Origin of the sequence: Streptomyces sp. NRRL S-37 (genome assembly GCF_000721605.1) — a bacterium.
Taxonomy (GTDB): domain Bacteria; phylum Actinomycetota; class Actinomycetes; order Streptomycetales; family Streptomycetaceae; genus Streptomyces.
Window position 1 is genome coordinate 1 of sequence record NZ_JOIZ01000025.1, and the last position, 24,656, is coordinate 24,656.

19 protein-coding genes and 1 riboswitch are annotated in these 24,656 nt (G+C 73.2%); of the genes, 4 read left to right on the top strand and 15 right to left on the bottom strand.

The features are described 5' to 3' along the window. The 5 genes from IH50_RS40225 to IH50_RS0130845 form a co-directional block, all read right to left on the bottom strand. A partial coding sequence (locus tag IH50_RS40225; protein WP_158801335.1) for a helix-turn-helix domain-containing protein occupies positions 1 to 106 on the bottom strand: 106 nt, incomplete at its 3' end. A gap of 112 nt (positions 107 to 218) precedes the next feature. Continuing rightward, on the bottom strand, positions 219 to 623 hold the full coding sequence (locus IH50_RS0130830; protein ID WP_030869624.1) for a hypothetical protein: 405 nt from the start codon (positions 621 to 623) through the stop codon (positions 219 to 221). 62 nt (positions 624 to 685) lie between these two features. Further along, positions 686 to 812, bottom strand: a riboswitch (cobalamin riboswitch). A gap of 54 nt (positions 813 to 866) precedes the next feature. Further along, positions 867 to 1,847, bottom strand: a complete 981-nt coding sequence (locus IH50_RS0130835; RefSeq protein ID WP_030869627.1) for a ferric reductase-like transmembrane domain-containing protein — start codon at positions 1,845 to 1,847, stop codon at positions 867 to 869. A gap of 268 nt (positions 1,848 to 2,115) precedes the next feature. Then, positions 2,116 to 3,762, bottom strand: coding sequence for a glycoside hydrolase family 27 protein (locus IH50_RS0130840; RefSeq protein ID WP_030869630.1), 1,647 nt, complete (start codon positions 3,760 to 3,762; stop codon positions 2,116 to 2,118). A 266-nt stretch (positions 3,763 to 4,028) separates the two neighbouring features. Next, entirely contained in the window at positions 4,029 to 5,042 is a 1,014-nt protein-coding gene (locus IH50_RS0130845; protein WP_030869633.1) for a LacI family DNA-binding transcriptional regulator, read from the bottom strand. 207 nt (positions 5,043 to 5,249) lie between these two features. Here IH50_RS0130845 and IH50_RS0130850 point away from each other — a divergent pair, with 207 nt between their 5' ends. Further along, complete coding sequence (locus tag IH50_RS0130850; RefSeq protein ID WP_030869637.1) at positions 5,250 to 6,215, top strand: glycoside hydrolase family 6 protein; 966 nt, start codon at positions 5,250 to 5,252, stop codon at positions 6,213 to 6,215. 293 nt (positions 6,216 to 6,508) lie between these two features. Here IH50_RS0130850 and IH50_RS0130855 read toward each other — a convergent pair whose 3' ends face one another. Both IH50_RS0130855 and IH50_RS0130860 read right to left on the bottom strand, forming a co-directional pair. Beyond that, on the bottom strand, positions 6,509 to 6,997 hold the full coding sequence (locus IH50_RS0130855) for a GNAT family N-acetyltransferase (protein WP_030869640.1): 489 nt from the start codon (positions 6,995 to 6,997) through the stop codon (positions 6,509 to 6,511). A 153-nt stretch (positions 6,998 to 7,150) separates the two neighbouring features. Then, positions 7,151 to 8,251, bottom strand: coding sequence for a carboxylate-amine ligase (locus IH50_RS0130860; RefSeq protein WP_030869643.1), 1,101 nt, complete (start codon positions 8,249 to 8,251; stop codon positions 7,151 to 7,153). Between the two features lie 669 nt (positions 8,252 to 8,920). Between IH50_RS0130860 and IH50_RS0130865 the strand changes: the two genes are divergently transcribed. After that, entirely contained in the window at positions 8,921 to 10,747 is a 1,827-nt protein-coding gene (locus tag IH50_RS0130865; RefSeq protein WP_030869647.1) for a glycoside hydrolase family 3 protein, read from the top strand. Positions 10,748 to 10,812: 65 nt separating this feature from the next. Here IH50_RS0130865 and IH50_RS41235 read toward each other — a convergent pair whose 3' ends face one another. Further along, positions 10,813 to 13,458, bottom strand: a complete 2,646-nt coding sequence (locus IH50_RS41235) for a hypothetical protein (RefSeq protein ID WP_063759517.1) — start codon at positions 13,456 to 13,458, stop codon at positions 10,813 to 10,815. Between the two features lie 342 nt (positions 13,459 to 13,800). Here IH50_RS41235 and IH50_RS0130875 point away from each other — a divergent pair, with 342 nt between their 5' ends. Continuing rightward, positions 13,801 to 14,175: a hypothetical protein gene (locus IH50_RS0130875; protein ID WP_030869652.1), complete on the top strand. Its 375-nt coding sequence runs from the start codon at positions 13,801 to 13,803 to the stop codon at positions 14,173 to 14,175. A gap of 204 nt (positions 14,176 to 14,379) precedes the next feature. Then, positions 14,380 to 14,745 (top strand): ArsR/SmtB family transcription factor, encoded by a 366-nt coding sequence (locus tag IH50_RS0130880; RefSeq protein ID WP_030869655.1) that lies wholly within the window; start codon positions 14,380 to 14,382, stop codon positions 14,743 to 14,745. A gap of 14 nt (positions 14,746 to 14,759) precedes the next feature. On the opposite strand, the gene IH50_RS0130885 is transcribed toward IH50_RS0130880, so the two are convergent. The 7 genes from IH50_RS0130885 to IH50_RS0130915 all read right to left on the bottom strand — a co-directional run bounded on the left by IH50_RS0130885 (position 14,760) and on the right by IH50_RS0130915 (position 24,520). Next, positions 14,760 to 16,835 (bottom strand): SWIM zinc finger family protein, encoded by a 2,076-nt coding sequence (locus tag IH50_RS0130885; RefSeq protein WP_030869658.1) that lies wholly within the window; start codon positions 16,833 to 16,835, stop codon positions 14,760 to 14,762. Then, positions 16,832 to 19,714: a DEAD/DEAH box helicase gene (locus tag IH50_RS0130890; protein ID WP_030869662.1), complete on the bottom strand. Its 2,883-nt coding sequence runs from the start codon at positions 19,712 to 19,714 to the stop codon at positions 16,832 to 16,834. Before IH50_RS0130890 ends, IH50_RS0130885 begins: the two co-directional genes overlap by 4 nt. Positions 19,715 to 19,812: 98 nt before the next feature. Next, positions 19,813 to 20,391 carry a hypothetical protein gene (locus IH50_RS0130895; RefSeq protein ID WP_030869665.1) on the bottom strand — a complete coding sequence of 193 codons (579 nt, stop codon included), beginning with the start codon at positions 20,389 to 20,391 and terminating at the stop codon, positions 19,813 to 19,815. Continuing rightward, a complete protein-coding gene (locus tag IH50_RS0130900; RefSeq protein WP_030869668.1) occupies positions 20,388 to 21,536 on the bottom strand; it encodes an ROK family glucokinase in 1,149 nt (382 codons plus the stop codon). Before IH50_RS0130900 ends, IH50_RS0130895 begins: the two co-directional genes overlap by 4 nt. A 127-nt stretch (positions 21,537 to 21,663) precedes the next feature. Continuing rightward, the gene (locus IH50_RS0130905) at positions 21,664 to 22,455 is read right to left on the bottom strand and encodes an ATP-binding cassette domain-containing protein (RefSeq protein WP_030869671.1); all 792 of its coding nucleotides are present in this window, start codon (positions 22,453 to 22,455) and stop codon (positions 21,664 to 21,666) included. After that, positions 22,452 to 23,519, bottom strand: a complete 1,068-nt coding sequence (locus tag IH50_RS0130910) for an ABC transporter permease (protein ID WP_030869675.1) — start codon at positions 23,517 to 23,519, stop codon at positions 22,452 to 22,454. Before IH50_RS0130910 ends, IH50_RS0130905 begins: the two co-directional genes overlap by 4 nt. Then, positions 23,516 to 24,520: a sugar ABC transporter substrate-binding protein gene (locus IH50_RS0130915; protein ID WP_030869678.1), complete on the bottom strand. Its 1,005-nt coding sequence runs from the start codon at positions 24,518 to 24,520 to the stop codon at positions 23,516 to 23,518. Before IH50_RS0130915 ends, IH50_RS0130910 begins: the two co-directional genes overlap by 4 nt. Positions 24,521 to 24,656 lie beyond the last annotated feature (136 nt).

Here is a 24,656-nt window from a genome sequence, read left to right on the forward strand (position 1 = left end):
TGTAGACCTTCCGCACGCAGCCGAACGTGCGCGACAGCTCGGCTGCCTGCGCGTCGGTCGGATAGAAGCGGTACTTGAACGCCCGCTTCACGTGGGTGGCCTTCACGGCTCACGTACTACCCCATCAGTTTGTGACGGAGTGCGGGCGGTTGAGGGTGGACGCCGGTCCGCCCTGGCGGCGAACCGGCTTTTCCTTCCCTGCTCCGCAGTCCGTGCGGTCAGGGGGCCGGGCGCCGTCGTGGCGGTGTGATGGTGTACAGGTCGAGGATGTCCGGCCGGGGGGCGACGCCCGGCCCGCCGGCGCGTGCCCAGGCGGCGATGTCCTCGGTCGCGTCCGGGTCGTTGACCAGTCCGAGCCAGACGGGCCGGGCACCCGCGGCCCTGCCCTGCGCGGAGGGCTGGACGACGATGACGTTGGCGTGTTCACAGACGTCGAGGCAGGCGGACACCCGCACCGGTACCTGAGCGCGCAGACGTGCCGTCTGGGCCGCGTGGTCGACTCCGGTCACCTTGGGGCTGCCGCAGCAGCAGTCGCGGCACACGACGACGCGGCACGGTACGGGGCCGGCCGCCGCCTCGGTCCTCGCGTCGTCCGTCGTTCGTCCGGTCGGCGTCGCGGGCATGCGGTGCCGTTCCTCTCTCCGGGGAGATCCGCCCCGGTGGTCCGTCGAGGAGGCGACCGCGTGAGTCTCCTGGCTCTCGGGTCGATGCTCGTCCCGGCCTTCCCGCCCCTTGCCGGGCAGTGGCCTGTCGGGACTCGCTCGCCGATCACAGTGGCGGGACCGCGCCGGATTCACACCGGCTTCCTCGTTCCGCCGTCGCCCTGTCGCCGGCCATCATCCCACCCCGGGACGCCGTGCCGGCCGTCAGTCCGTCTCCTGGGCGTGGGGGGCCGTCGCGGGCGGATGGGTCGGACGGTCCCGTCCGCCGTCACGGCCCGACACCACCACGACGACCAGCCCGACGACGACGGCCGCGACGACGACCCGTCCCGCCGCCCGCACCCACCACCCCGGCCGTGCCGCGCCCCCGCCGGGGGAGCCCAGCCGTTCGGCCCGCCGGGCAGGTCTCAGCAGGCGCAGCAACAGCAGTGCGGCGACCGGGAGTTGCAGTAGCCACAGCACGGTGCGCGGCCATTCCCCGTACCAGACGTTGGTTCCGTACAGGAGCGTGTGCCACACGCTCAGCACGTACACGACGATCACGAAACGGTGCAGCCGTCGCCAGGTGTTCGCTCCGATGCGGTGCCGGACGTAGAACAGCAGTCCCAGCGGAATCGCCAGGTACAGGGCGCCCTGGCCGATCGGGATGGCGACCCGGCCGGTTCCGGAGTCGTACCAGCCGGGCACGAAGGTGTCCGCGAAGGCCGCCCACAGCCGTTCCGCCCAGTCCACCTTCGTCTCGTAGCGCACGAGTTCGGCCGCGAACATCAGCGCGTGGGCGAACATCAGCGCCGTCGTGGTCAGGCTCGTGGTGCGGTGCCAGCGCTCCAGTGTCTGCCGGGAGGCCGGCAGCCGGGCGGGGCGCGGCCCCGACAGCAGCAGGCCGAGCATGACCGTGCCCCACGCCCACAGCAGCCCCGACCAGCCGAACGCCTGGCTGAGCAGGTACATCCAGTAGGTGCCGGCGTCGTCCATGAACGGCATGACCGCGACGGTGTCCGAAGCGCCCGACTCCATGCGCGCCCACAGGAGGGCGAACACGAGCGCCGTGACCACCACCGCCGCGCCGGCGTCGGGCAGGGCGGACCGCAGGTCGCCGCGGAGCGCGACGCGGTCGCCGGGAGGCCGTCGCCGTCCGGGCGGGGCCACCGCACCGTTCTCGTCCGGCCTCACGTCCGATGTCATCAGGGGCCTCCCGGGCGCGGGCACCGCGGCAGCGGTGCGCATGTGGCGTGAGACAACAAGTCTGGCCGAGGGGGTGGTGATGCCCGAGGCGGTATCCGGCCAGACCGGCCGTGCACGCCGTCGAGCGTGCCTCCGACGCGTCGTGTGCGGCCGGGTCCGTACGATCTTCTGCCGCCGGCTCGGGGAACAGGAAGCCGGTGCGCATCCGGCACGGTCCCGCCCCTGTGACCGGGCAGCGCCCCTCCGGCATGCCCCGGTGCCGTGTCGCTCACGCGCGGGTCCACTTCTGGTTGGCCTGGCCGTTGCAGGTCCACAGCACCAGCCGGGTCCCGTTGGCGGTGCCGGCCCCGCCGGCGTCGAGGCACAGTCCGGAGTGGACGTTGCGGATCGAGCCGTCGGAGCCGACGGTCCACTTCTGGTTGTTCTGGCCGTTGCAGGGCCAGGTGATGACACGGGTGCCGTTGGTGGTGCCCTGGTCGTAGGCGTCCAGGCACTTGTCGCCGTAGACGCGGATCTCACCGCCCGCCCATGTGGTCCACAGTTGGTTGGCGGCCGTGTGGCAGTCCCACAGCAGCGTCGCGGCGCCGGCGGCCGTGGAGGCGTTGTCCACGTCCACGCAGCGGCCGGAGGCGTCGCCCCGCAGGCGTGAGGTGGTGGCGGCCAGCGGGCTGCCGCCGCTCACCCGGTACGCGGCGACGCCGTGCGCGGGAACGTTCGCCGAGATCTGCCCGGACGTGCTCGACGTGCCGCCGGTCCACAGGTCGGTGAGGGCGAACGGTCCTCCGCCCAGGCCGACCTGGGCGGCCGTCGTGGTGACCGTCGCCGCGCTCCCGCCCCGGTTGAACAGCCCCACCGCGACCGAACCGTCCGCCAGGGGCTTGGCGAACACCTCGATGTCGCCGTCGTCGCGCACCCTGCGTCCGCCCGCGCCCCGGGAGTCCTGGTTCACCGCCAGCAGGCGCGGGTTGCGCAGGATCGCGCTGACGTCGGCGGACATCGTGCGGATGTCGTTGCCGGCCATCAGCGGGGCACTCATCAGCGCCCACAGGGCGAAGTGGGAGCGGGACTCGGTCAGCGACAGGCCGGGGCGGCCGACGACCAGCATGTCGGGGTCGTTCCAGTGTCCCGGACCGGACTGTGCGGCCAGCGGCGCGTTGACGTCCAGGACGTTGCCGACGCCCATCGGGTAGCTGTTGGTGTTGCCGTTCTGCCAGATGTCGAGCAGGTCCTCGGTCGTCCGCCACAGGTCGGCGACCTCGCCCCAGTCGTACGTGGACCCCGTGATGGCGTGGAAGCTGTTCGGGTTGATGCTGTAGACGATCGGCCGGCCGGTGGCGCGCAGGGCATCACGCATCAGCGTGAACCGCGCGACCTGCTCGTCACGCGTGCCGCTCGAGGAACACCAGTCGTACTTCAGGTAGTCGACCCCCCACGCGGCGAACGTGGCGGCGTCCTGGACCTCGTGGCCCCTGCTGCCCGTGGCGCCCGGATAAGTGCCCACGGTCTGCGCGCAGGTGCGCTCGCCCGGCACCTGGTAGATGCCGAACTTCAGGCCCTTGCTGTGGATGTAGTCCCCGAGGGCCTTCATCCCGCTCGGGAACTTCGTCGGGTTGGCCCGCAGGTTGCCCTGCGCGTCACGCTGCGGGTCGAACCAGCAGTCGTCGACCACCACGTACCGGTAGCCGGCGTCCCGCATGCCCGAGGACACCATCGCGTCGGCGGCCTGGCGGACCTGGGCCTCGGTGATCCCGCACCCGAAGCTGTTCCAGCTGTTCCACCCCAGCGGTGGGGTGAGCGCCGGACTGCCCGGCGCGGCCGTGGCGGTGGACTGCGCCGAGGCCGTCACGGACGCGGTCACCGTCAGCGCGGCGGCCGCGAGGAAGCGGAACAGTCGTCCGCCTGATCGTCTGGGCACCGGTACTCCTTCGGCAGAGAAGGGGGTTCGAAATTTCGATTGCCGTTCGGAAACTTCAGGTGCCCCACGGATACTAGAGAGGCGACCGGCCGTGTCAACACCTCCTCGAGGAACAGGATGGGTCGCGTAATCAGCAAGGGAGCGGGATCGAGGCGCACCGACTCCGCATCAGCCGCTTCGAACATTTCGAAGCGGCGCACGACTCGCGCGAGAAGGGTCGACGGGGTACGCCGGCCTCCTGTCATCCGGATGTGGACGGTGAGGAGTCAGGCGCTGGCCCGGACGGCCAGGCGGGTGGGGAGGACCAGCGGGGTGGGGTCCTGCCCGTTGACGAGCGCGACGAGCATGCGCGCCATCTCCCGTCCGAGAGCCTCTATGGGCTGATGGACGGTGGTGAGCGGCGGATCGGCGACCTGGGCGACCGTCAGGTCGTCGAAGCCGACCACGGCGACGTCGGCGGGGACCCGTCGGCCGGCCTCCCGCAGGGTGCGCAGCGCTCCCACCGCCATGTTGTCGTTGGCGGCGAACACCGCGTCCACGTCGGGGTGTTCCGCCAGCAGCGCGGCCATGGCGGCGGCTCCGCTGCGCTCGGTGAAGTCCCCCTCCAGCGGCGGGAACGGATCGAGACCGGCGCCCAGCACGGCGTCCTGGTAGCCGCGGTACCGGGCGCGCCCGGCCTCGGTGTCCAGACGTCCGCAGATGACGGCCACGCGCCTCCGGCCGAGTGAGACCAGATGCTCGGTCGCCTCGCGCGCTCCGCCGACGTTGTCCACGTCCACGTACCACCGGGGAGCCGGACCGACCGGGCGCCCGCCGAACACGACGGGCATCCGCGCCTCGTCGGCCATCCGGGTCAGCGGATCGCCCTCGCGCAGCGCCATCAGCATCACACCGTCCGCGCCCCTGGACCGCAGGAGTTCCTCGACCCGCTTGCGGCCGCGGTCGGAAGCGGCCAGGCACAGCATCAGGTGCAGGTCCGCCTCGTCCAGGGCGGCCGACGCCCCCACGATCACCCGGGCGAAGAACGGATCGGCGAAGATCGACGGATCCTCCCCCGAGACGACCAGGGCGGCCGCTCCCGTCTGACGGGTGGCCAGCGCGCGGGCGGTCGGATTGGGTACGTAACCGAGTTGCCGCACGGCCCGTTCGACAGCCTCGCGCTTGGCGCGGCTGACGTGCGGGGCGTTGTTGAGGGCGCGGGAGGCCACGGAGCGGGAAACACCGGCGCGTTCGGCCACCTCGTCGAGCGTCGGATGCCGACGCGGCGCTGCTTCTGCCATGGCCCGTGAGTCTTTCACAGGCGGGGAACGCTCAGGGACGCAGGAAATGGGACCGCTTCCAGTACGGCGGCCCACAGGGCCTACGCCTCCCTGTGAAAGCCCGGTGCTGTACAGACTGTTGACACCCCAACCACCCGCCCGGACGATTGGGACCGCTTCCAGTGGGAGCGCTCCCAAGCACACTTCCTCCGAAACCGAGGTACTGTCTTGAGCCGCAGACTCCGCACACTGATGGCAGCGCTCTGTGCTCTGCCGCTGGCCTTCGCCGCCGCACCCTCCGCCCACGCGGCCGACCCCACCACCATGACCAACGGGTTCTACGTGGACCCCGACTCGAGCGCGAGGCGGTGGGCGGCCGCCAACCCCGGCGACGGCCGGGCCGCCGCGATCAACGCCTCCATCGCCAACACACCGATGGCCCGCTGGTTCGGCTCCTGGAGCGGCACCATCGGCACCGCGACCGGTGCCTACGCCGGAGCGGCGGACTACCGGGACAAGCTGCCCATCCTCGTCGCCTACAACATCTACCACCGTGACTACTGCGGCGGGCACTCCGCCGGCGGAGCCTCCTCGCCGTCCGCCTACGCCGACTGGATCGCCCAGTTCGCCGGAGGCATCGCGGCCCGCCCGGCCGTCGTCATCCTCGAGCCGGATTCCCTCGGAGATTACGGCTGCATGAACCAGGCCCAGATCGACGAACGCGAGGCCATGCTCACCGGTGCCCTCGCCGAGTTCAACCGCCAAGCCCCCAACACCTGGGTCTACATGGACGCCGGCAACCCGCGCTGGGCCGACGCGGCGACCATGGCCCGGCGCCTCCACGAAGCCGGCCTCCGACAGGCCCACGGCTTCTCGCTCAACGTCTCCAACTACGTCACCACCGCCGAGAACACCGCCTACGGCAACGCCGTCAACAACGAACTGGCCGCCCGCTACGGCTACACCAAGCCGTTCGTCGTGGACACCAGCCGCAACGGCAACGGCACCAACGGCCAGTGGTGCAACCCCTCCGGCCGCCGCATCGGCACGCCCACCCGGACGGGCGGAGGCGCCGAGATGCTCCTGTGGATCAAGACGCCGGGCGAGTCCGACGGCAACTGCGGTGTCGGAACCGGCTCCACGGCCGGCCAGTTCCTCCCCGAGGTCGCCTACAAGATGATCTACGGCTACTGATCCGGGATCCCCCCTTCCCGCCCGCACAGGCGGCCGGCAGCCCGCCCCCGACGCCGGCGACCGCGGCAGGCGTCGCCCGACCGGCGGTTCGGGTGATGCGTGCGGGCGGGAGCACTCGCGGTGGTGGGGGCGAGCCTGGCCGGTGCGTCGGCCACACCCTGGCCTTCGACTCGGGTGGAGGGTTCGGCGTCGCCGGTGTGACGAGCCCGGCACCGCATGGCGGAGGCCGGCCGCCCCGCGGACGAAGCCGGTACCCCGCGAACCGGCACCGTGTCATTCCGGCCGGCACCGTGTCATTCCGAAGGAATGCGGAACTCGAATTCGGGACGGTCCCACGGCACGGCGGGCGGGCTGGCGAGCGCTGTCCCGGTCCGTACCGCGCCGACGCGGTGGTAGAAGCCCTCGGCGGGACGATGCGACACAACCTTGACACGGTCCAGCCCGGCGGCACGGGCCTCGGACCGCATGTGCGCGACGAGCAGCCGTCCGATCCCCCGTCCCTGCGCTTCGTCCGCGACGAACAACAGGTCGAGCTCCGGTGGAACGAGGACGAGCGAGTAGAACCCGAGGATCCTGCCTCCCTGCTCGCCGGCCTCCACGGCCACGAAGGCGCGGTGGGCCTCGATGTAGTCGGGACCGACCCGGTAGCCCGCGACCGCCGCCGCGTATTTCCCCTCGTAGGCGCCTGATCCGCGCACGAGCCGCGTGAGCCGCTTGGCGTCCCGCGCGACGGCCCTCCGTATCGTGATCGGCCGGCTGATCGGTGACGTGCGGGAGCTCATCAGTAAAGTATTTCGCACCGGGGAGTGCCTTCGCGCGGCGGGCCGGCCGCTCGGGCGGGCGTCCCCGCGCCGCGCACGTCCGAAGCCGGACAAAGGTCCGTCCCCTCCCGCGACTGCCGTGCCGCCGGTCGCCTCCGCCGCCGCTCCGGGCGGTCAGGGCACGCCGCCGGCTTCGACGATCATGGTCATGAGTGCGTCGAGGCCGTACTCGGCCATCGTGTGACGCTGGCGGTCCGCGCCCGTACCCGTCCGCAGCAGACGATGAACCAGTGCGGTCACCTCCCGGCCGTCGCCGGACTCCTCCAGGGCAGGGCCGACATGCGCCAGCAGCCTGTGCACGACGTCCTCCGCCCGCCGGGGCCCGCCTCCCGGATCGATCAGGTCACCGCTCAGTCCGTACCGCGCGGCCTGCCACATCGCCGCGTCCATCAGCTCCGGATCCGGGTCGGGCTCCTCGATCCCGTCGGCCGTCTCGCGCAGGGCGGTGTCGACGAGGGCCCGCAGCAGCCCGGCGAACATCACCGCCTCGTCCGTGCGGAGCTGGACGTCGAGGCAGCGGATCTCGACCGTGGGGTAGTTCTCGGACAGACGCGCCTGCCAGTACAGCTGGCCGGTGTCGCCGATCGCCCCGGCCGCCAGCAGACGGCGTACCCGTGCGTCGTAGTCCGAGTCGTCGGCGAAACGCGGCGGGACACCACTGACCGGCCAGCGCCCGAAGACCACGGTGCGCCAGCTGGCGAAGCCGGTGTCGTGGCCTTCCCAGACGGGAGAGTTGGCCGACATGGCGGTCAGCAGCGGCAGCCAGACGCGGATCCGGTTCAGTACCTGGACGCCGGCGTACCGGCTGGGGACGGCGACGTGGACGTGCATGCCGTTGACCAGCTGCTCGGCCACCAGCTGCGGTGCCTGCCGCTGGAGGGCCCGGTAGCGGGCCTGGTCGGTGACAGGCACCGGCAGTGCCGCCCGCAGCGGTGGCGTGCCGCTCGCCACGATCCGGCACCCGTGCGCCTCCGCGGCCCCGGCCACGGCGTGCCGCAGGCGCAACAGGTGTCCGCCGACCTCGTCCAGCGTGTCGCACACCGGGGTGGCCACCTCGATCTGCGCCTGCAGCAGTTCCGGCTGGATCTCGCCCGCGGTGACGAACGGTTCCAGCCCCACCGCCGCCCGCACCTTCTCCGCGCGTGGCACCAGCCGGCCCGTGCCCGGCTCCACCAGCATGTACTCCTCTTCCACACCGACGGTCGTGGTCATCATCGGCCTTTCGTCACCGTCATGCCACGCATGGATGATGATTACGGAGTGCCACGGTCGTACCAGACCAATATCCAGGGAAGTGGGCCACTTCCACCACCGGAAAATCCGCCTATTACCCGTCATGCCCGCCGCCGGTCCGTCCGTGGCGGGATCCGGCGTACGCCGTGTCGCGGAGCCGGCACGGTCGTCCGGTGGGACGGAGACCGGCAGGACTGGGGGCGCGGGGGTCGCAGGACACCGTACGGGGCCCGGAGCGGTGGGTACGCCCTCCGGGCCCGGTGAGGCGAAGGGGCGGGCGCCGGGGTTCGCCGGCGGCGGCCGCACGCAGGCCGAGGCGGGCGGGCCGGCGGGCCTCCACCCGGGTGAAGCGGGCTCCGGTGCGCCGAGCCCCCGCCGCACTCCCCCGCCACCAAGCCGCCGGCCAGGAGAAACGCGGAAGTCCGGCGGGAGCACCGGGCGCCCCGAGGACCGCGGGAAGCGGCAGGTTCTCCGGTCGGCCCAGCTCAGGGCACCCACACATACGGCAGGAGAGCCCTCGCCCCCGTCGCGGCCTGTTTTGTCTAGACCTCTTGCCCGCCCGTGGTCCGCGGGCTACGTTTCCCGCTGTTCGGAGCACTGCACGTTTCCTCCAACTCCCTTGCTGGGCAAGGCTGGAAGGAGCATGTCCGCATGCAGGACCGAAGTCTGTCCAGACGAACCGCCCTCGCCTCCGCGACCGTGGCCGCCGCGAGCGCGACGGGCGTCGTGGGCGTGGCGGCCACCCCCGCGGTCGCGCACCGGCGCGACGACCGCCTCAAGAGGATCATCTCCCGGATGAGCGTCGAGGCGAAGGTCGGCCAGCTTTTCGTGCCGTACTTCTACGGCACGTCGGCGACCTCTCCCAGCCGGTTCGACCAGGACCGCAACCTCAGGGAACTCGGCGTGCGCACCGTGGCCGAACTCATCGCCAAGTACCACATCGGCGGTGTCATCTACTTCCACGGCTGGACGAACAACATCCAGGACCCCCGCCAGATCGCGGACTTGAGCAACGGTGTGCAGCGGGCCTCGCTCGCCCTGCCCACCCCCGTGCCGTCCCTGATCTCCATCGACCAGGAACACGGGGTCAACGTCCGCATCGGCAGCGGCGCCACGCAACTGCCGGGCGCGATGGCGCTCGGCGCGGGCCGCTCACCCTCCGACGCGCGCACCGCCGGACGCATCTCGGGCACCGAACTCGCCGCCCTGGGCATCCGCCAGAACTTCGCCCCGGTCGCCGACGTCAACGTCGATCCGGCCAACCCCATCATCAACATCCGCTCCTTCGGCGCCGACGCCCGCGCGGTCGGCCGCATGGTGGCGGCTCAGGTGACGGGGTATCAGCGGGCCGGCGTCGCGGCCTGCGCCAAGCACTTCCCGGGCCACGGGGACACCGGGGAGGACAGCCACACCGGACTGCCCGTGATCACCCACACCCGCGAGGAGTGGGAGCGCGTAGACGCCCCGCCCTTCAGGGCCGCGATCGCCTCCGGCGTCGACTCGATCATGACCGCGCACCTCCAGGTCCCCGCGCTCGACCCCAGCAACGACCCGGCCACCTTGTCGCCCACGATCCTCCAGGGCGTGCTGCGCGGCGAGCTCGGCTTCGACGGCGTGATCGTCACCGACGCTCTCAACATGCAGGGCGTGCGCACCAAGTACGGCGACGACCGCGTACCCGTCCTCGCCCTCAAGGCCGGTGCCGACCAACTGCTGTTCCCGCCGGACATCGGCGTCGCCTACCACGGCGTCCTGGCCGCCGTCCGCAGCGGGGAGATCACCGAGGACCGGCTCGACGAGTCGGTCCTGCGCGTCCTGCGGCTCAAGGAGAAGACCGGCCTGCTCGACGGCAGCCCCTACGTCTCCTCGCAGGAGGTCGACCGGGTCGTCGGTGCCCGCGGGCACCGGCGCGCCGCCGCCCGGATCGCCGAACGCACCACCACCCTGCTGGTCAACGAGGACGGGGCACTCCCGCTGCGCCGCGGGCAGCGGAAGCTGCTCGTGGTCGGCGCCAGCCCGGCCTTCCCGACCGACGACACCCGCACCACGGTGCCCGAGCTGGCCAGGGCGTTCGACGAACTGGGATACCGCACCACCCACCTCGCCACCGGCCGGACGCCCGACGCGGCGAGGATCGACGAGGCCGTGGCCGCCGCACGGGGGCGGGACGCGGTGGTGGTCACCACCGACGACGTCGACGCCACCAGCACCCAGCGCACCCTGGTGTCCCGGCTGCTCGCGACGGGCGTCCCCGTCGTCCACCTCGCGGTGCGCAACCCCTACGACATCGCCCACCTCGGCGACGTCCCGGCCTCCCTGGTCTCCTACTGCTGGACCGAGGTCGAACTGCGCGCCGCCGCCCGGGTGATCGCCGGCCGGGTCGGGCCGCGCGGCAAGCTGCCCGTGCCCGTCCAGCGGGCCGACGATCCGGCCCGGGTCCTCTTCCCCACCGGTCACGGCCTGTCGTACGACGACTGACGCCCGCGTCCCCGCACGGCCTTCGGCCCCGGTGTCCCCTGAGGGGAGCGCCGGGGCCGAAGGCGTCACCCGTCGAGGGCGGACTCCGCTCCACGGGGTTCGGGGTTCCCGCTGTCCTCGTCCTGCGGCCGGGGGTCCTCCAGCGGCAGGTGATCGCGGTGGTACGCCGACGCGAACCAGTCCTGGGTCACGAGGAGCGGCCGGGTGAGGTGTGTGCCGCCGGTCCGTCGCGTCCGGATGAGGAGGCCGAGGTCGGTCAGGGCGAACGATCCGTCGGGGGTGAACAGGATCGTCGCCCCGTGCTCGGCGGCGTAGCCCTCCAGGAGCCACTGCTCCATCTCCCCGGGGTCCTGCCCGGCCAGGGGGACGCCGGCGAGGGCGGTCTGGGGGCCGGTCGCGGCACCGAGCGCGACGCACGCGAGGTGTCCCGTGCCGTCGTAGAAGACGCTCACTCCCGTGGTGGCGAAGTCCTCCTGCGCGTAGGGGCCGCCGACCGGTGTCGCGGGTTCCCCGAGCGCGTGGGCGACCTCGGCCGGGGACATCCCGAGACGCAGCGGGCCCACCCCGGTGCCCGGTATCAGTTCCCAGTGCTCCCGTTCCCGGTCCCGCGGCGCGGCGAGGCGCAACCGGAGGACGCGGCAGGCGCGTTGCGTTTCCTCGTCGGCGGCGATGCCCTGGCCACGGCGGGCGCGCGCGAGTTCCGCCCGGAGGCGGGGCAGGGCCGGTGCCGCCGACGGTCCCATGCGGTCCAGGAACATCACGATGTGGTGCGCGGTCGCCTCGTTCTCCTCCCACACGTCGAGCAGTGTGCCGATGACACGGTCGGCCTCCGCCTCGCCGGCGATGCCCCACACCGCGACGGCGGCGTGGAGACGGGTCCACTCGTAGCCGGCGGTCAGCATCTCCTTCAGCCGCGGCAGTGCGGTCACGGCGGCCGGTCCGATCCGGCCCAGCACGTCGGCGGCCTCGTGGTGGCAGTGGCCGCCGAGCAGGTCGTGCAGTCGGGGCACGACGTCCGCCGGGTCGCGTTCGAGCGCCCACAGAGCGGCCGTGGCGGCCGCCCGGAGGGCCACGTCCGGCGCGTCGGCCAGCGGGCGGACCACGTCCAGGGCCGGTACGGCGTCGGTGCCGAACGACGCGAGCGCCTCCAGCGCGGCGGCGGCGAAGTGCCACTGCCCGTGCCGGACCGCGGCGGTGACCGCCTCGGTGAGCGCGGGGACGGCGCCCGGGTCGCCGAGCTCGGCCAGCGCGGAGGCCAGACCCCCGGTGCCGAAGCCGGGCCCCTGTCGCTCGAAGTCGACGGTGGCGAGACGCCGGCACAGCCGCGGCACCAGTTCGTCCGCGCCCCGCCGCAGACAACCCGCGACCTGAACGGCGCGCCAGGCGTCGACGTCCGTGTCCAGCGCCGTCAGCAGCCCGGGCAGGGCACGCGGGTCGTCGAGGCGGGCCAGCGCCCGCACAGCCTCCTGGTGGGCACGGCGCAACAGCGCACCGGGCGCCGCCCACACGTCCGGTCCGTGCGCGGCACGCTGTGCGGCGACGAAGGCGGCGAGGGCCTCGCGGGCGACCTCCGTGACGGGCACGAGGGCTCCTAGGGCCTCCGCCGCCGCCAGAGCGGTGTACGAGTCGTCGGGGAGCAGACACTCCGCGAGGAGCGTGACAAGACGGGCGTGGTTCCCGCGCCAGGAGCCGATCAGATCCTGGGCCATGCCGATCGCGTCGAAGCGGACGGCCGGGTCGGGGCTGCGCAGCTGCTCGGTGAGCAGGGCCGTGCGCTCGGGCACGCGGTGGTCCAGCACCTTGTGGAGAGCGCGCAGCAGTGGGGTGGTGGGCGCGTGGACCCGGTTGTGCCGTTCCATGTCGGCGAACGCGGCGACGATCTGCGGCGGGGTGTCCGGGGACGCCGTGTCAGGGGCGGGGGTGCACGCGCAGGTGCCGGAACCGGACCGGCACCGCTTCTCGTCGGACTCGGGTCGCGGCGCGGGGGTGAGCCGGCGCAACAGGCCGATCGCCGCCGGTACGGTGTCGTCGCCGACGGCTTCCGGGACGCAGCGGGCGTGGTGGACGAGGGCGGCGAGCCGGACGTCGGCGTCCGCCGAGGTGTCGTCGGCCAGGCCGCGGAGCCAGGCGGTGGCGTCGGCCCGCGCCGCGGGCAGCCGCAGCGCCAAGTCGGCCGTCGTCCTGACGACGAGCAGCCGTTCGACGGTCCCGGAGGCGGTGGACAACCGGGAGCGGAGGACGCCGACCGCGCGGTCGGCGTCGTCGAGGAAGAGGCCCAGGCCCGCGATCGCCGCACGCCGCACGTCCGGATCCGCGTCGGCCGTGTAGGCGATGAACGCCTCGGGGCGGTCGCGCATCATCGCCGCGCCGTCCGCGCAGGCCGTCGAGGCGGTGCCGTCCGGTGCGAATCGGAGGCAACCGTCATCGCGGTCCACGGATTCGCGTCCGATGCTCACCAGCAACCCGACGACGGAGGCGCGGTCGGGGGTCGCGGGATCGTCGGCCAGCGCGAACAGGAACGGCAGACTCGCCACCGTGCACGGGTACACGTCACCCTGGTGATGGGCCGCACCGTAGAAATCGCCGAACGCCCGCTCCCTGGCCTCGGGATCGGGTGAGGCCATCGCCCGGAGCCACACCGGGACGTCCACGGCCGGCCCGTACGCGTGCCTCATCGACGACCAGTCGACACTCTCCACTTCGTTGATCATGCACGGCACTCTGCCGCAGGGCACTGACAGTCCTCTTCCGGGGCGGGCCTCCGCTCGCGTCGTGGCCGCCCCGCGGAGCCACGATTCCTGACTCCGGCTGCGCGTGCCCGTGTTCGATGGTGTGCGCCGCACGGTCTCGTGCGACAGCGCGGTCACTTCTCGGACCGATCCCGGTCAAACGTCAGTTCCCTGGCGCAAGCATTCGGTCATTAGGGGTCACCCCCGAAAACCCGTTCTTCCTGGCCGGTGCCACCTGCCTACGGTGCCACCGCGGCCTGGGCGGGGACCACCGCCCCGTCGAGGCCGACGCAACCCGTGGAACAACAGATGAGGGAGACGTCCATGGCAACTGTCGAAGTGTCGCTGAAGGACATCATGACCGGCGTCGAGGGGTCGCTCGGAGCGGCCGTCGTCGACTACTCCAGCGGCATGGCCCTGGGGACGCTGGGCGGGGGCAAGGACCTGGATCTCACCGTCGCGGCCGCCGGCAACACGGATGTCATCCGGGCCAAGGTGCGCACCATGGAACTGCTGGGCCTGACCGGCCAGATCGAGGACATCCTCATCACGCTCGAGAGCCAGTACCACCTCATCCGGCCGGTCAGCGGGCGGAACGGCAGCGGGCTGTTCCTGTACCTCGTACTCGACAAGTCCCGGTCGAACCTGGCGATGGCCCGCCACCAACTCAAGCGGGTCGAGGAACAGCTGGAGGTGTGAACGACCCGGGAAGCGGGCCGACGCGCGCCCACGATGTGAAGACTTCTTCAAGTCATCACATCAACATGGCTCCAATCCGTGGATGCGCGCCGGGCCGAGCGAGAAGGATCGGCTCCGAAGGACAGCACATCGTGCGGCGGCGCGTCCGTGAGGGCGCCGCCGCACCGTGGAGAACATCCCCGATGCGGCAGGGAGTGCGCGCCCATGCAAGTCCCCCTCTACCAGGCCAAGGCGGAGTTCTTCCGCATGCTGGGACACCCTGTGCGCATCAGGGTCCTGGAACTGCTGCAGCACGGGCCCGTGCCGGTGCGGGACCTGCTCGCCGACATCGACATCGAGCCGTCCAGCCTCTCGCAGCAGCTCGCCGTGCTCAGGAGGTCCGGCATCGTCGTCTCGGTGCGGGAGGGCTCCACCGTCCGGTACGCCCTCGCCGGCGGCGACGTCGCCGAGCTCCTCCGCGCGGCCCGCCGGATCCTCACCGAACTGCTGGCCGGCCAGAGCGAGCTCCTGGCCGAACTCCGGCAGACCGACGCAGCCGTGGCGCCGGTCCCCACGAGCGGGCGGGGCTGAGGAACCCCGGGGTCTCACAGGCCGGCCGGTGCGTCCAGACCGGTCAGGGCGCCCACGGGGTCCGGGTCGGGGGTGCCGCGGGGCCACCAGTCGTCGTGGCCCGGCTCGGACTCGTAGGCGTACCACAGGTGGTCGCGGCCGAGGCGGAGCTGGACATGGCCCCGTGGGTGGGTGAGGTGGTTGCGCCAGGGGCGGAAGGCGGGGAGGTCGGCGGCGAGGAGGAGCGGGCGGGCGCGGTCGAAGCGGCCGGCCGGCGGGTCCCAGGGCTCCTCGAGGACCGCGAGGCCCGTCGGACCGCCCTGGCGCCAGGCGGCGACCGCGCGCGCCAGTTCGGCGGGGGTGCGGCCGGCGGCTCTGGCGAGGGAGGAGTACAGCGTGCGCGTCGCCGCGGTCAGGCCGGAGCCGGGGCGGGCGGCGGCGAGCCGCACCGCGTCCTGCCAGAGGGTGAGCCGGCCGACCGGGTCACGGCCGGTGGTGAGCAGGGCGTGCGCGCGGGCGGCGGCGTCGGTGGCCAGCTGGTCCAGCGCGAACGGGTCGGGGCCGCCCGGGGACGCGGGGTACACGGGCGGCTGCCCGGGGTGCGGCGGCGGGGGCAGCGGGGCCGGGAGCGGGGGGAGTTCACGGTCGCGTCGGGCGAGGACGTCGGCCGCCCGTACACCGGGCAGGGGTTCCGGTGCCCTCTCCCGGGCGGCGCGGGCCGCGCGGGTGGCGCTGAGCCGGGACAGCGCGTCGATCACCTGGCGCTCACCGCGTCCGCGCAGCAGGAGCAGCACGAACGGGTCGGCGTCGAGCAGCCGGGCCGTCTGGTAGCAGAGGGCCGCGGCGTGCTTGCAGGGGTGGCCGGAATCGGGGCAGCCGCACTGCGGGGCGAGGTCGCCGGGGCCGGGCAGCAGCGCCGCCCCGCAGTCGGCGAGGGACTGGGGCATCTCCTTGTCCAGCAGCGCCGCGATGTGGCCGGGGCGGTCGGCGGCGGCGTCCAGGAACCGCTCCCAGTCGGCGTCCGTGAACGTCCGCAGTCGCACCTGTACGCGGTACGGCCGCGGGCGGCTGCCCTGCACGTACGCGAGGACCAGTCCCGGCGTGACGGTGATGGCGTCCACACGGCCCTGCTCGGCGTATCCGCGTCCGCGGGCGAGCCGGGCGGCGTCCAGGGCGCCCTCCTCCAGTGCCGTGACCCACGCGTCACCCCACCAGGTCTCGGCGAAGCCCTCGCTGTCCGAGGCCCGGGGCGGGAACGCCGGGAAGGTGCGGCGCAGGTCGCCGTCGCGGGCGGGGGCGGCCATGGAGCGGGGGGTGACGGGCGCGGGCGGCGCGGTGCCCCGCGGGGTGCCGGGCGGGCCGGCGCTCACGGAGGCTCCGTCCCGGGAGCCCGCGGCCGGGGGGCCGCCGTGCGAGCGCGAGCCGCCGGAGGGCGCGGGGGTGTCGCTCGGGCCGGGAGCGGTGCCGGTGTCCGGATCGGGTTCGGTCACCGGTCCGGGCATGCGGAAGGCGTCCGTGAGCGACTCCCGTACCTCACGGGCCCGGGCGTCGGCGGCCCGGTCGCCGCGCGTCGTACGCGGGACGCGGGGTGCCGGGGCGCGCCGGGCACGGGGCTCGTCGTCCGTCGCCCGGTCGCCGGGTGCCGGACGCGCCCGCAGCGCCTCCTCGCGCGCGGAGCGCAGCGCCTCCCGCGCGATGTCCCCGGGGCGTGGGGGCGCGCGGTGTCCGGTGCCGCTGTCGGCCGCGGCCTCCGTGTCCCCGGACGACGGGTCGGCGGAGGGCGGGCCGGCGGGGCGCGGCCCGTCGCCGTGGGGTCCCTCTTCGGAGGGGGCCTTGTCCTCCGCTTCCGGTGTGCCGGTGTCCTCGCGGTGCGGGGCCGTGGCGTCGGCGGGCCCCGCCGTACCGCGCCGGGCCCGTACCGCCTGCCGCAGCGCCTCGCGGGCCACGTCGCCCGGGCGGGTCCCGCGGCCGGGGCGTCCGGGGGGCGGGACGGCCGGCTGATCGGGAGCGGGCCGGTGCTCCGGTGCGGCCGTGGCCGCCGGCTCGCGGGCCGTCCGCGCGCGGGCCGCGCGCAGGGCCTCGCGGGCCTCGTCGGAGGGGCGGGGGGTCATGCCGGCCTCCGCAGGGACACCAGGTCGGACAGGTCACGGTCGGACAGCTCCGTGAGGGCCGCCTCGCCGGAGCCGAGGATCGCGTCGGCGAGGGCGCGCTTGGACTCCAGCATCTCGGCGATGCGGTCCTCGACCGTGCCCTCGGTGACGAGGCGGTGGACCTGGACGGGCTGGGTCTGGCCGATGCGGTACGCGCGGTCGGTGGCCTGCTCCTCCACCGCGGGGTTCCACCAGCGGTCGAAGTGGACGACGTGGCCCGCGCGGGTGAGGTTGAGGCCGGTGCCGGCGGCCTTGAGGGAGAGCACCAGGACCGGGGTGGCGCCGCTCTGGAAGCGGTCCACCATGTGCTCCCGTTCCGCCACCGGCGTGCCGCCGTGGAGGAGCTCGACGGGGACCGCGCGCCCGGCGAGGTGCGCGGTGATCAGCCGGGCCATCCCGACGTACTGCGTGAAGACCAGGGCGGAGCCGTCCTCGGCGAGCAGGGTGTCCAGCAGCTCGTCCAGCAGGGCCAGTTTGCCGGAGCGGGCCACGAGCCGGTCGCCTCCGGCGCGCTCGTGCTCCTCCTTCAGGTAGAGCGCCGGGTGGTCGCAGATCTGCTTCAGCGAGGTCAGCAGCTTCAGCACCAGTCCGCGCCGGCCCATGCCCTGCGCGGTCTCGATGGCCTGCATCGACTCGCGCACCACCGCCTCGTACAGCGCGGCCTGTTCGCGGGTGAGCGGTACCGGGTGGTCCGTCTCGGTCTTGGGCGGCAGTTCGGGGACGATGCCGGGGTCGGACTTTTTGCGCCGCAGCAGGAAGGGGCGGACCAGGCGGGCGAGGCGCTCGACGGCCTCCTCGTCCTCGCCGGTCTCCACCGCGCGCGCGTGCCGGGCGCGGAAGGACTTCAGCGGGCCGAGGAGTCCGGGGGTCGTCCAGTCGAGGAGGGCCCACAGTTCGGAGAGGTTGTTCTCCACGGGGGTGCCGGTGAGCGCCACCCGCGCGGGGGCCGGGATCGTCCGCAGTGCCTTCGCGGTCGCGGAGTGGGGGTTCTTGACGTGCTGTGCCTCGTCGGCGACGACCATGCCCCACGTCCGCCCGGCCAGCTCGGGTGCGGCGGAGCGCATGGTGCCGTAGGTGGTGAGGACGAAGCCGCCGTCGAGGCCGTCCAGGGTGCGGTCGGGGCCGTGGAAGCGGCGCACGGGGACGCCGGGGGCGAACCGGGTGATCTCCCGCTGCCAGTTGCCGAGCAGCGAGGCCGGGCAGACCACCAGGGTCGGCTCGGTGCGGGCCCGCTTCAGGTGCAGCGCGATGAGGGTGATGGTCTTGCCCAGGCCCATGTCGTCGGCGAGGCAGCCGCCGAGGCCGAGGGAGGTCATCAGGTCCAGCCAGGCCAGGCCCCGTAGCTGGTAGTCGCGCAGGGTGGCGTCGAGGCCGGGCGGCGGCTCGGCGGGCCGCACCCCCGCGGTCAGGCGGTCGCGGAGGGCGGCGAGGGCGCCGGCCGGGACCGCCTCGACCGTCTCCCCCTCGACCTCCGCGCGGCCGGTGAGGGCGACGGCCAGCGCGTCGACCGGGTCGAGCAACCCCAGGTCCCGTTTGCGGGCCTTGCGGACGAGGGCGGGGTCGACCAGCACCCACTGGTCGCGCAGCCGTACGACGGGGCGGTGGGCCTCGGCCAGGGCGTCCATCTCGGCCTCGGTGAGCGGGTCGCCGCCGAGGGCGAGCTGCCAGCCGAACCGCAGCAGGTCCTCGCTCTCGAAGAAACCGGTGCCGTCCTTCGCCGAGCCCGGAGCCGGGCGGACCACCGCCGTGACGGTCAGGTCCTGGGCGAGGTCACGGGGCCAGTGCACGGCGACGCCGGCGGCGGCGAGCCGGGTGGCCGCCACGCCCAGCAGGTCGTTCAGCTCCTCCTCGGACAGGGCCAGCACATCGGGCACGTCCTGGTCGGAGAGCCGGTCCAGCGGCGGCCAGACCCGGGCCGCGCGGCGCACCGCGAGGGCGGCGTCCACCCGCGCGCGGGGACCGAAGGCGCTGTCCGCCGCGCCCGCCCACAAGGCCGCCGCGTCGGCCACCAGGGTCGGGTCGGCGAGGCTGTGCACCTGCACGATCGCGGCGCCCACGCCACGCGCGCCGCCGCCGTCCCCGCCCTCACCGGTGTCGAAGAGGTCGTAGGCGGACAGGTCGAGGCGGAGCGAGATCCGTACGCCGGCGTCCATGCCGGCGGCGACTTCGGCGGCCCAGTCGTGGGCGTCGGGCAGCCGCTGCGCCTTGCGTGCGGCGAACGGCGGTCCCGCGGTGTACGGCGCGGCCGGGGTGCGGGGCAGGGTGTCGGCGACCGCGTCCAGGAAGGCGCGCACCAGTGCCTCCGGCCGGGGCAGCCGGAGGGGGCCGGGGCCGGGCAGCGGGACGGCGTGGCCCTCGTGGGGCAGGGCGGCGGCCACCGCGCGCAGATGCGCCACGTCGTCGGGGTCGAGCGGGCCGGCGCGCCAGGCGTCGTGGCCGGCGGCGGTCAGACCGGGCAGCAGCCGGCCGCGGGCGGTGAGCCGCAGGGCGTGCAGGGCGGCGGCGCCCCAGCAGGCGGTGGCGGGGTGGGCCGCGGGGTCGTGCCGGGCGCGGACCAGCAGCGGCAGGGCCTCGTCGACGGGGAGGGAGAGCGCCGGGGTGGTCCGCCGCCGCACCCCCATGCCGTGCGGGCGGACGACGGTGAGGTCGGTGTGCGACGCGGAGGCGGCGGACGGTCCGGGCAGGCCTTCGCCGTCAAGGTCGCCCTCGGGATCGTAGAAGGCGACGCGTCCCTCGCGCGGGAGGGGTGCCGGGAGGAAGACGGCCGCGAGCCGGACGGGGACGTCCGTCCCGTCCGCGCCGCCGGTGTCCCGCCCGGCCGTCACGGTCCGCTCGCTCATACGTCCTGCCACCTCCCGTCCGCCTGTCGGATCAGTCGTCCCCGACTCTACGGGCGGGGTCCGACAATCGGTCCCGGCGGCCGGTGGGGCGGGCGGGGTCAGGGCACGGTGCGGGAGACGACGTACACCCTCGGATAGCCCGGCTTGTCGTGGTTGACGACGACGTCGTGGGTGGGCGCCGGGTCCTTCTGCTCGTGGACGAGGCCGGACCAGGTGCCGGGTCCGTCGAACGTCCAGCCGGTGACGTCCCGGTCGCGCTCGCTGATGGTGATGTCGTCCCGCTTCAGGTCGCTCTCCCGCACCCCCATGCCGGTGAGGAAGGCGCTCAGGCCCGCGTCGGTGGTCTCGAACTCGACGTAGAGGCGGCTGGTCTTCCAGTTGTTGGTCTCGTAGGAGGCCACCCACCAGGCGGGGTGCGGGACGGGCACCTGGTAGAGGCGGCGCTGCACCTTCGACGGCCAGCCCTCGGTGAGGCCGGTCGCGGAGTACTTCGCCTCCTTGTCCTTGCCGCTGGCCCGGCTCTGGTTCGCGGAGATCACCAGATACCCGGCCGGGACGCCGATGAGCAGCACGATGATCAGCAGGGTGAGTGCCCTGCGGCGGATCATGTGCCGCCGGTCCTCGGCCGGGCGGGGCGCGTCCGGGAGAACCGCCCGCTGGGGGACTTCGTCGCTCACAGCGACTCCTGGGTGGTGCGGCGGGCCTCCGCGTACCGCTCGTAGCGTTCGTAGCGCTCGACCCGGCGGCGCTTGGCGCGGCGGAAGCGGCGGGCGACCAGCCGGGCGAGGTCGGCGGCGCCGACCATGCCGGCCTCGGGGCCGAGCTGGGCGCGGACGATGTGGGCCTCGGGGCGGTAGCCACGGCCGGTGAGGTGCCGCTTGAAGGCGTCCCGCGCGGGACCGATCAGCAGGTCGTCGGCGGCGGAGACGCCACCGCCGATGACGAAGCAGGAGGGGTCGAGGGCGGCGGCGAGGTTGGCGATGCCGACGCCGAGCCACTGGCCGATGTCCTGGAGCAGCTCGATGCACATGGCGTCGCCCTCGCGGGCCAGCTCGGTGATCATCGGGCCGCTGATGTCGGCGATGTTGCCCTTGACGTGCTCGATGATCCCGTAGGCGACCGGTGAGTCGGCGGCGGCCAGCTCGCGGGCCTCGCGGACCAGCGCGTTGCCGGAGCTGTACTGCTCCCAGCAGCCGCGGTTGCCGCAGGGGCAGCGGTGGCCGCCGGGGACGACCTGCATGTGGCCGAACTCGCCGGCCACCCCGTACTTGCCTCGCTTGACCTGCCCGTCCTCGAGAATCGCGCCGCCGATGCCGGTGCCGAGCGTGATCATGACGAGGTGGTCCTCGCCGCGGCCGGCGCCGAAGCGCCACTCGGCCCAGGCGGCGGTGTTGGCGTCGTTGTCCACCAGGACGGGGACGGCGAGGCGTTCGGCGATGCGGTCGCGCAGCGGTTCGTTGCGCCAGGACAGGTGGGGGGCGAACAGCACGCGGTTGCGGTCGGCGTCGACCCAGCCGGCCGCGCCGATGCCGACCGCGTGCACGTCGTGCCGGTCGGACAGGTCCAGCACCAGTTCGACGATGGTGTCCTCGACGACCTTGGGGCTCTTGGACTTGTCCGGGGTCTCCGTGCGCAGCCGTTCCAGAATGTTGCCGTCGGCGTCGACGACGCCCGCCATGACCTTGGTGCCGCCGATGTCGATGCCGACCGTCGGGACGCGGGGTGCCGTCAGGTGGGAGCGGCGCTCACGGGTGCCGACGGTTCTCAGGACCGGGGCGCGGCGGGAGCCGATGGGGGCGGTGAAGTCGCGGTAGGTGCTCATCGTGTGCGATTGTGCCGCACGGCTCCGCCGGGTGCCGAATGGATCCCGGGTGCGTTGTCGGGTGCGGGTGCGTCGGGGTTGACCGCGCCCACGCGGCGGAGCCGCACGTTCATACAGCCCCGCGCCCCTAGGGTCGTTTCAGTTCATGGCGTAGATCGTCCAGCTCATTTCCGCCGGCCATTTGGTTCGTCAGCTCGTCCAGGCTGATCTCGTCCCGGGTGTGGTTGCCGACCATCGTGCCGCGTTTCAGAAGGACGAATCTGTCTCCCACCAGGTACGCGTGGTGGGGGTTGTGGGTGATGAAGACGACGCCGAGGCCCTCGTCGCGTGCCGCCGACACATATTTCAGGACCACGCCCGACTGCTTCACGCCCAGGGCCGCCGTCGGTTCGTCCAGGACGAGGACCTTCGCTCCGAAGTGCACCGCGCGGGCGATGGCCACGCACTGGCGTTCGCCGCCGGAGAGGGTGCCGATGGGCTGGTCGACGTCGCGGAGGTCGATGCCCATGCGGAGGAGTTCCGCGCGGGTGGTGCGGCGCATGCGGTCGACGTCCATGCGCTTGAAGGGGCCGGTGCCCTTGCGCGGCTCGGAGCCGAGGAAGAAGTTCCGCCAGACCGGCATCAGCGGGACGACGGCGAGGTCCTGGTGGACGGTGGCGATGCCCCGGTCCAGGGCCTCGCGCGGGGAGGCCAGGCGGGTCTCCTCGCCGTCGAGGGCGAGGGTGCCGCCGTCGTGCGGGTGCAGTCCCGCGATGATCTTGATCAGGGTGGACTTGCCGGCGCCGTTGTCGCCCAGCACACAGGTGATCTCCCCCGCGCGCACCTCCAGTGAGACGCCTTCGAGGGCGCGGACGTTGCCGTAGTGCTTGCTGACGCCGGACAGCTCCACGAGGGCCGGGCGGGGGTCGGTCCGTGTCACTTCGAGGCCTCCGCGCGGCGGCGTACCCAGGTGTTGAGCAGGGTGGCGAGGAGCAGCATCGCTCCGAGGAAGAACTTGAACCAGTCGGGGTTCCACTCGGCGAAGACGATGCCCTTGCTGGTCATGCCGAAGAGCAGCGCGCCGACCGCCGCGCCGACGGCGCTGCCGTGGCCGCCGGTGATCAGGCAGCCGCCGATGACGGCCGCGATGATGTAGATCAGCTCGTTGCCGACGCCCTCGCCGGACTGGACGACGTCGTAGGAGAAGAGCAGGTGCTGGCCGCAGATCCAGGCGCCGAGGGCGACGCCCATGTAGAGGGCGGTCTTGGTCCGGGCGACGGGGACGCCCACCGCGCGGGCGGCGTTCTCGTTGCCGCCGACCGCGAAGATCCAGTTGCCGGCGCGGGTGCGCAGCAGGATCCAGCTGCCGAGGGCGACCAGGGCGAGCCACCACAGGACGGTGACCTTGATGTGCGTGCCGCCGACGGTGAGGGTCGACGCGAACAGGGCCCGCGCGGTGGTGAAGCCCTCCATGTCGGCGACGGTCCTGGTGGAGACGGTGCCGCTGATCAGCTTGGTGAGGCCGAGGTTCAGGCCGGTCAGCATCAGGAAGGTGCCGAGCGTGACGATGAAGCTCGGCAGTCCCGTGCGGGCCAGCATGATCCCGTTGAAGGCGCCGACGGCGAGCGTGACCAGCAGGGACACGCCGACGCCGACCCAGACGTTGGCGGTCATCTGGTAGCTGAACATCGACGACACCAGGGCCGACGACGTGACCAGGACCCCGGCCGACAGGTCGAACTCGCCGCCGATCATCAGCAGAGCCACCGGGACGGCCATGATGCCGATGGTGGAGGAGGCGTAGAGCACGGTGCCGAGGCTGGAGGCGCGCAGGAAGCCGTCGGCGGCGAGGGCGAAGCAGCAGAAGACGGCGATCGCGCCGACGAGGGAGCCGAGCTCGGGTCTGGTCAGCAGCCGCTGGAGCGGCGAAGAGCTGCGCAGAAACCTTTCATCGGAGGCGTCGGAGGAGACATCGGGGGATACGCCGGGAGCCGTCGCGCTCATCGGGTGCCCCGCTGCGTGTAGTCCTCGAGCGCGGCGGCGTCGTCCGCGGTGATGATCTGCGGTCCGGTGAGCACGGGCCGGCCGCCGCCGAGGACGTCGGCGTTGTACCGGTACAGCCACAGCAGGTCGACCGCCTCGTAGCCCTGGAGGTAGGGCTGCTGGTCGACGGCGAAGCCGAGGCTGCCGTCCTTCAGGCCGGCGGCGACCTTGGCGTTGAGGTCGAAGGTGTCGATCTCGGCGTCGCTGCCCGCGCCCTCGCGGGCCTTCACGGCGGTGTCGGCGTAGGGGGCGCCGAGGGTGACGACGGCGTCCACGGCGGCGTCGGACTGGAGCCGGGCCTCGATCGCCGACTGCGTGTCGGGCATGCTCGTGCCGTTGACATGGAGGCGGACCAGCGTGCCGTCGAAGGTCTTCCCCACCCCGTCGCAGCGCTGCTCGTGACCCACGTTGCCCTGCTCGTGCAGGACGCAGAGGGCCTTCTTGCGGCCCCGCTCGTTCAGCTCCTCGCCGACCGCCTCGCCGGCGACCGTCTCGTCCTGGCCGATGTGGGTGAGCGCGCCGAACTCCTTCGACTCTGCCGAGCCGCTGTTCACGGTGACGACCGGGATGCCGGCCTTGCGGGCGCGGGCGAGGGACGCCTTCATCGCGTCCGGCTTGGCGAGGGTGACGATGATGCCGTCCACCTTCTTGTCGACGGCCGCGTCCACGAGCTGCGCCTGCTGCTGGGCCTCGTCGTCGTGCGAGTAGAGGAAGCGGATGTTGTCCTTCACCGCGGCCTGCTCGGCGCCGCCGCGGACGATGTCCCAGAAGGTGTCGCCGTCCCCCGCGTGGGTGACCATCGCGAAGGTCCAGCGGGGGGTGTTCACCGCCGCCCGCCCCTGGGCCGCCGCGGCCGCGCGGGCGTCCTCCGCCCGTTTGCCGCCGGTACTGCTGCATCCGGCGAGCGAGAGACTCAGCGCCCCCGCCAGCGCGATGCCCACCCAGGTCGAAAACCGTGACACGAGGACTTGCCCTTCTTGCTGTGCTCTTGCGTCTGCAAGGGGCTGATGACCACACCGGCCCCAAACGCCCCATTCTCGAACACGGGCATCGGGCGTCCCCGCGCGGGGACCGAAAGCCGGTCACATTGTCCTGACA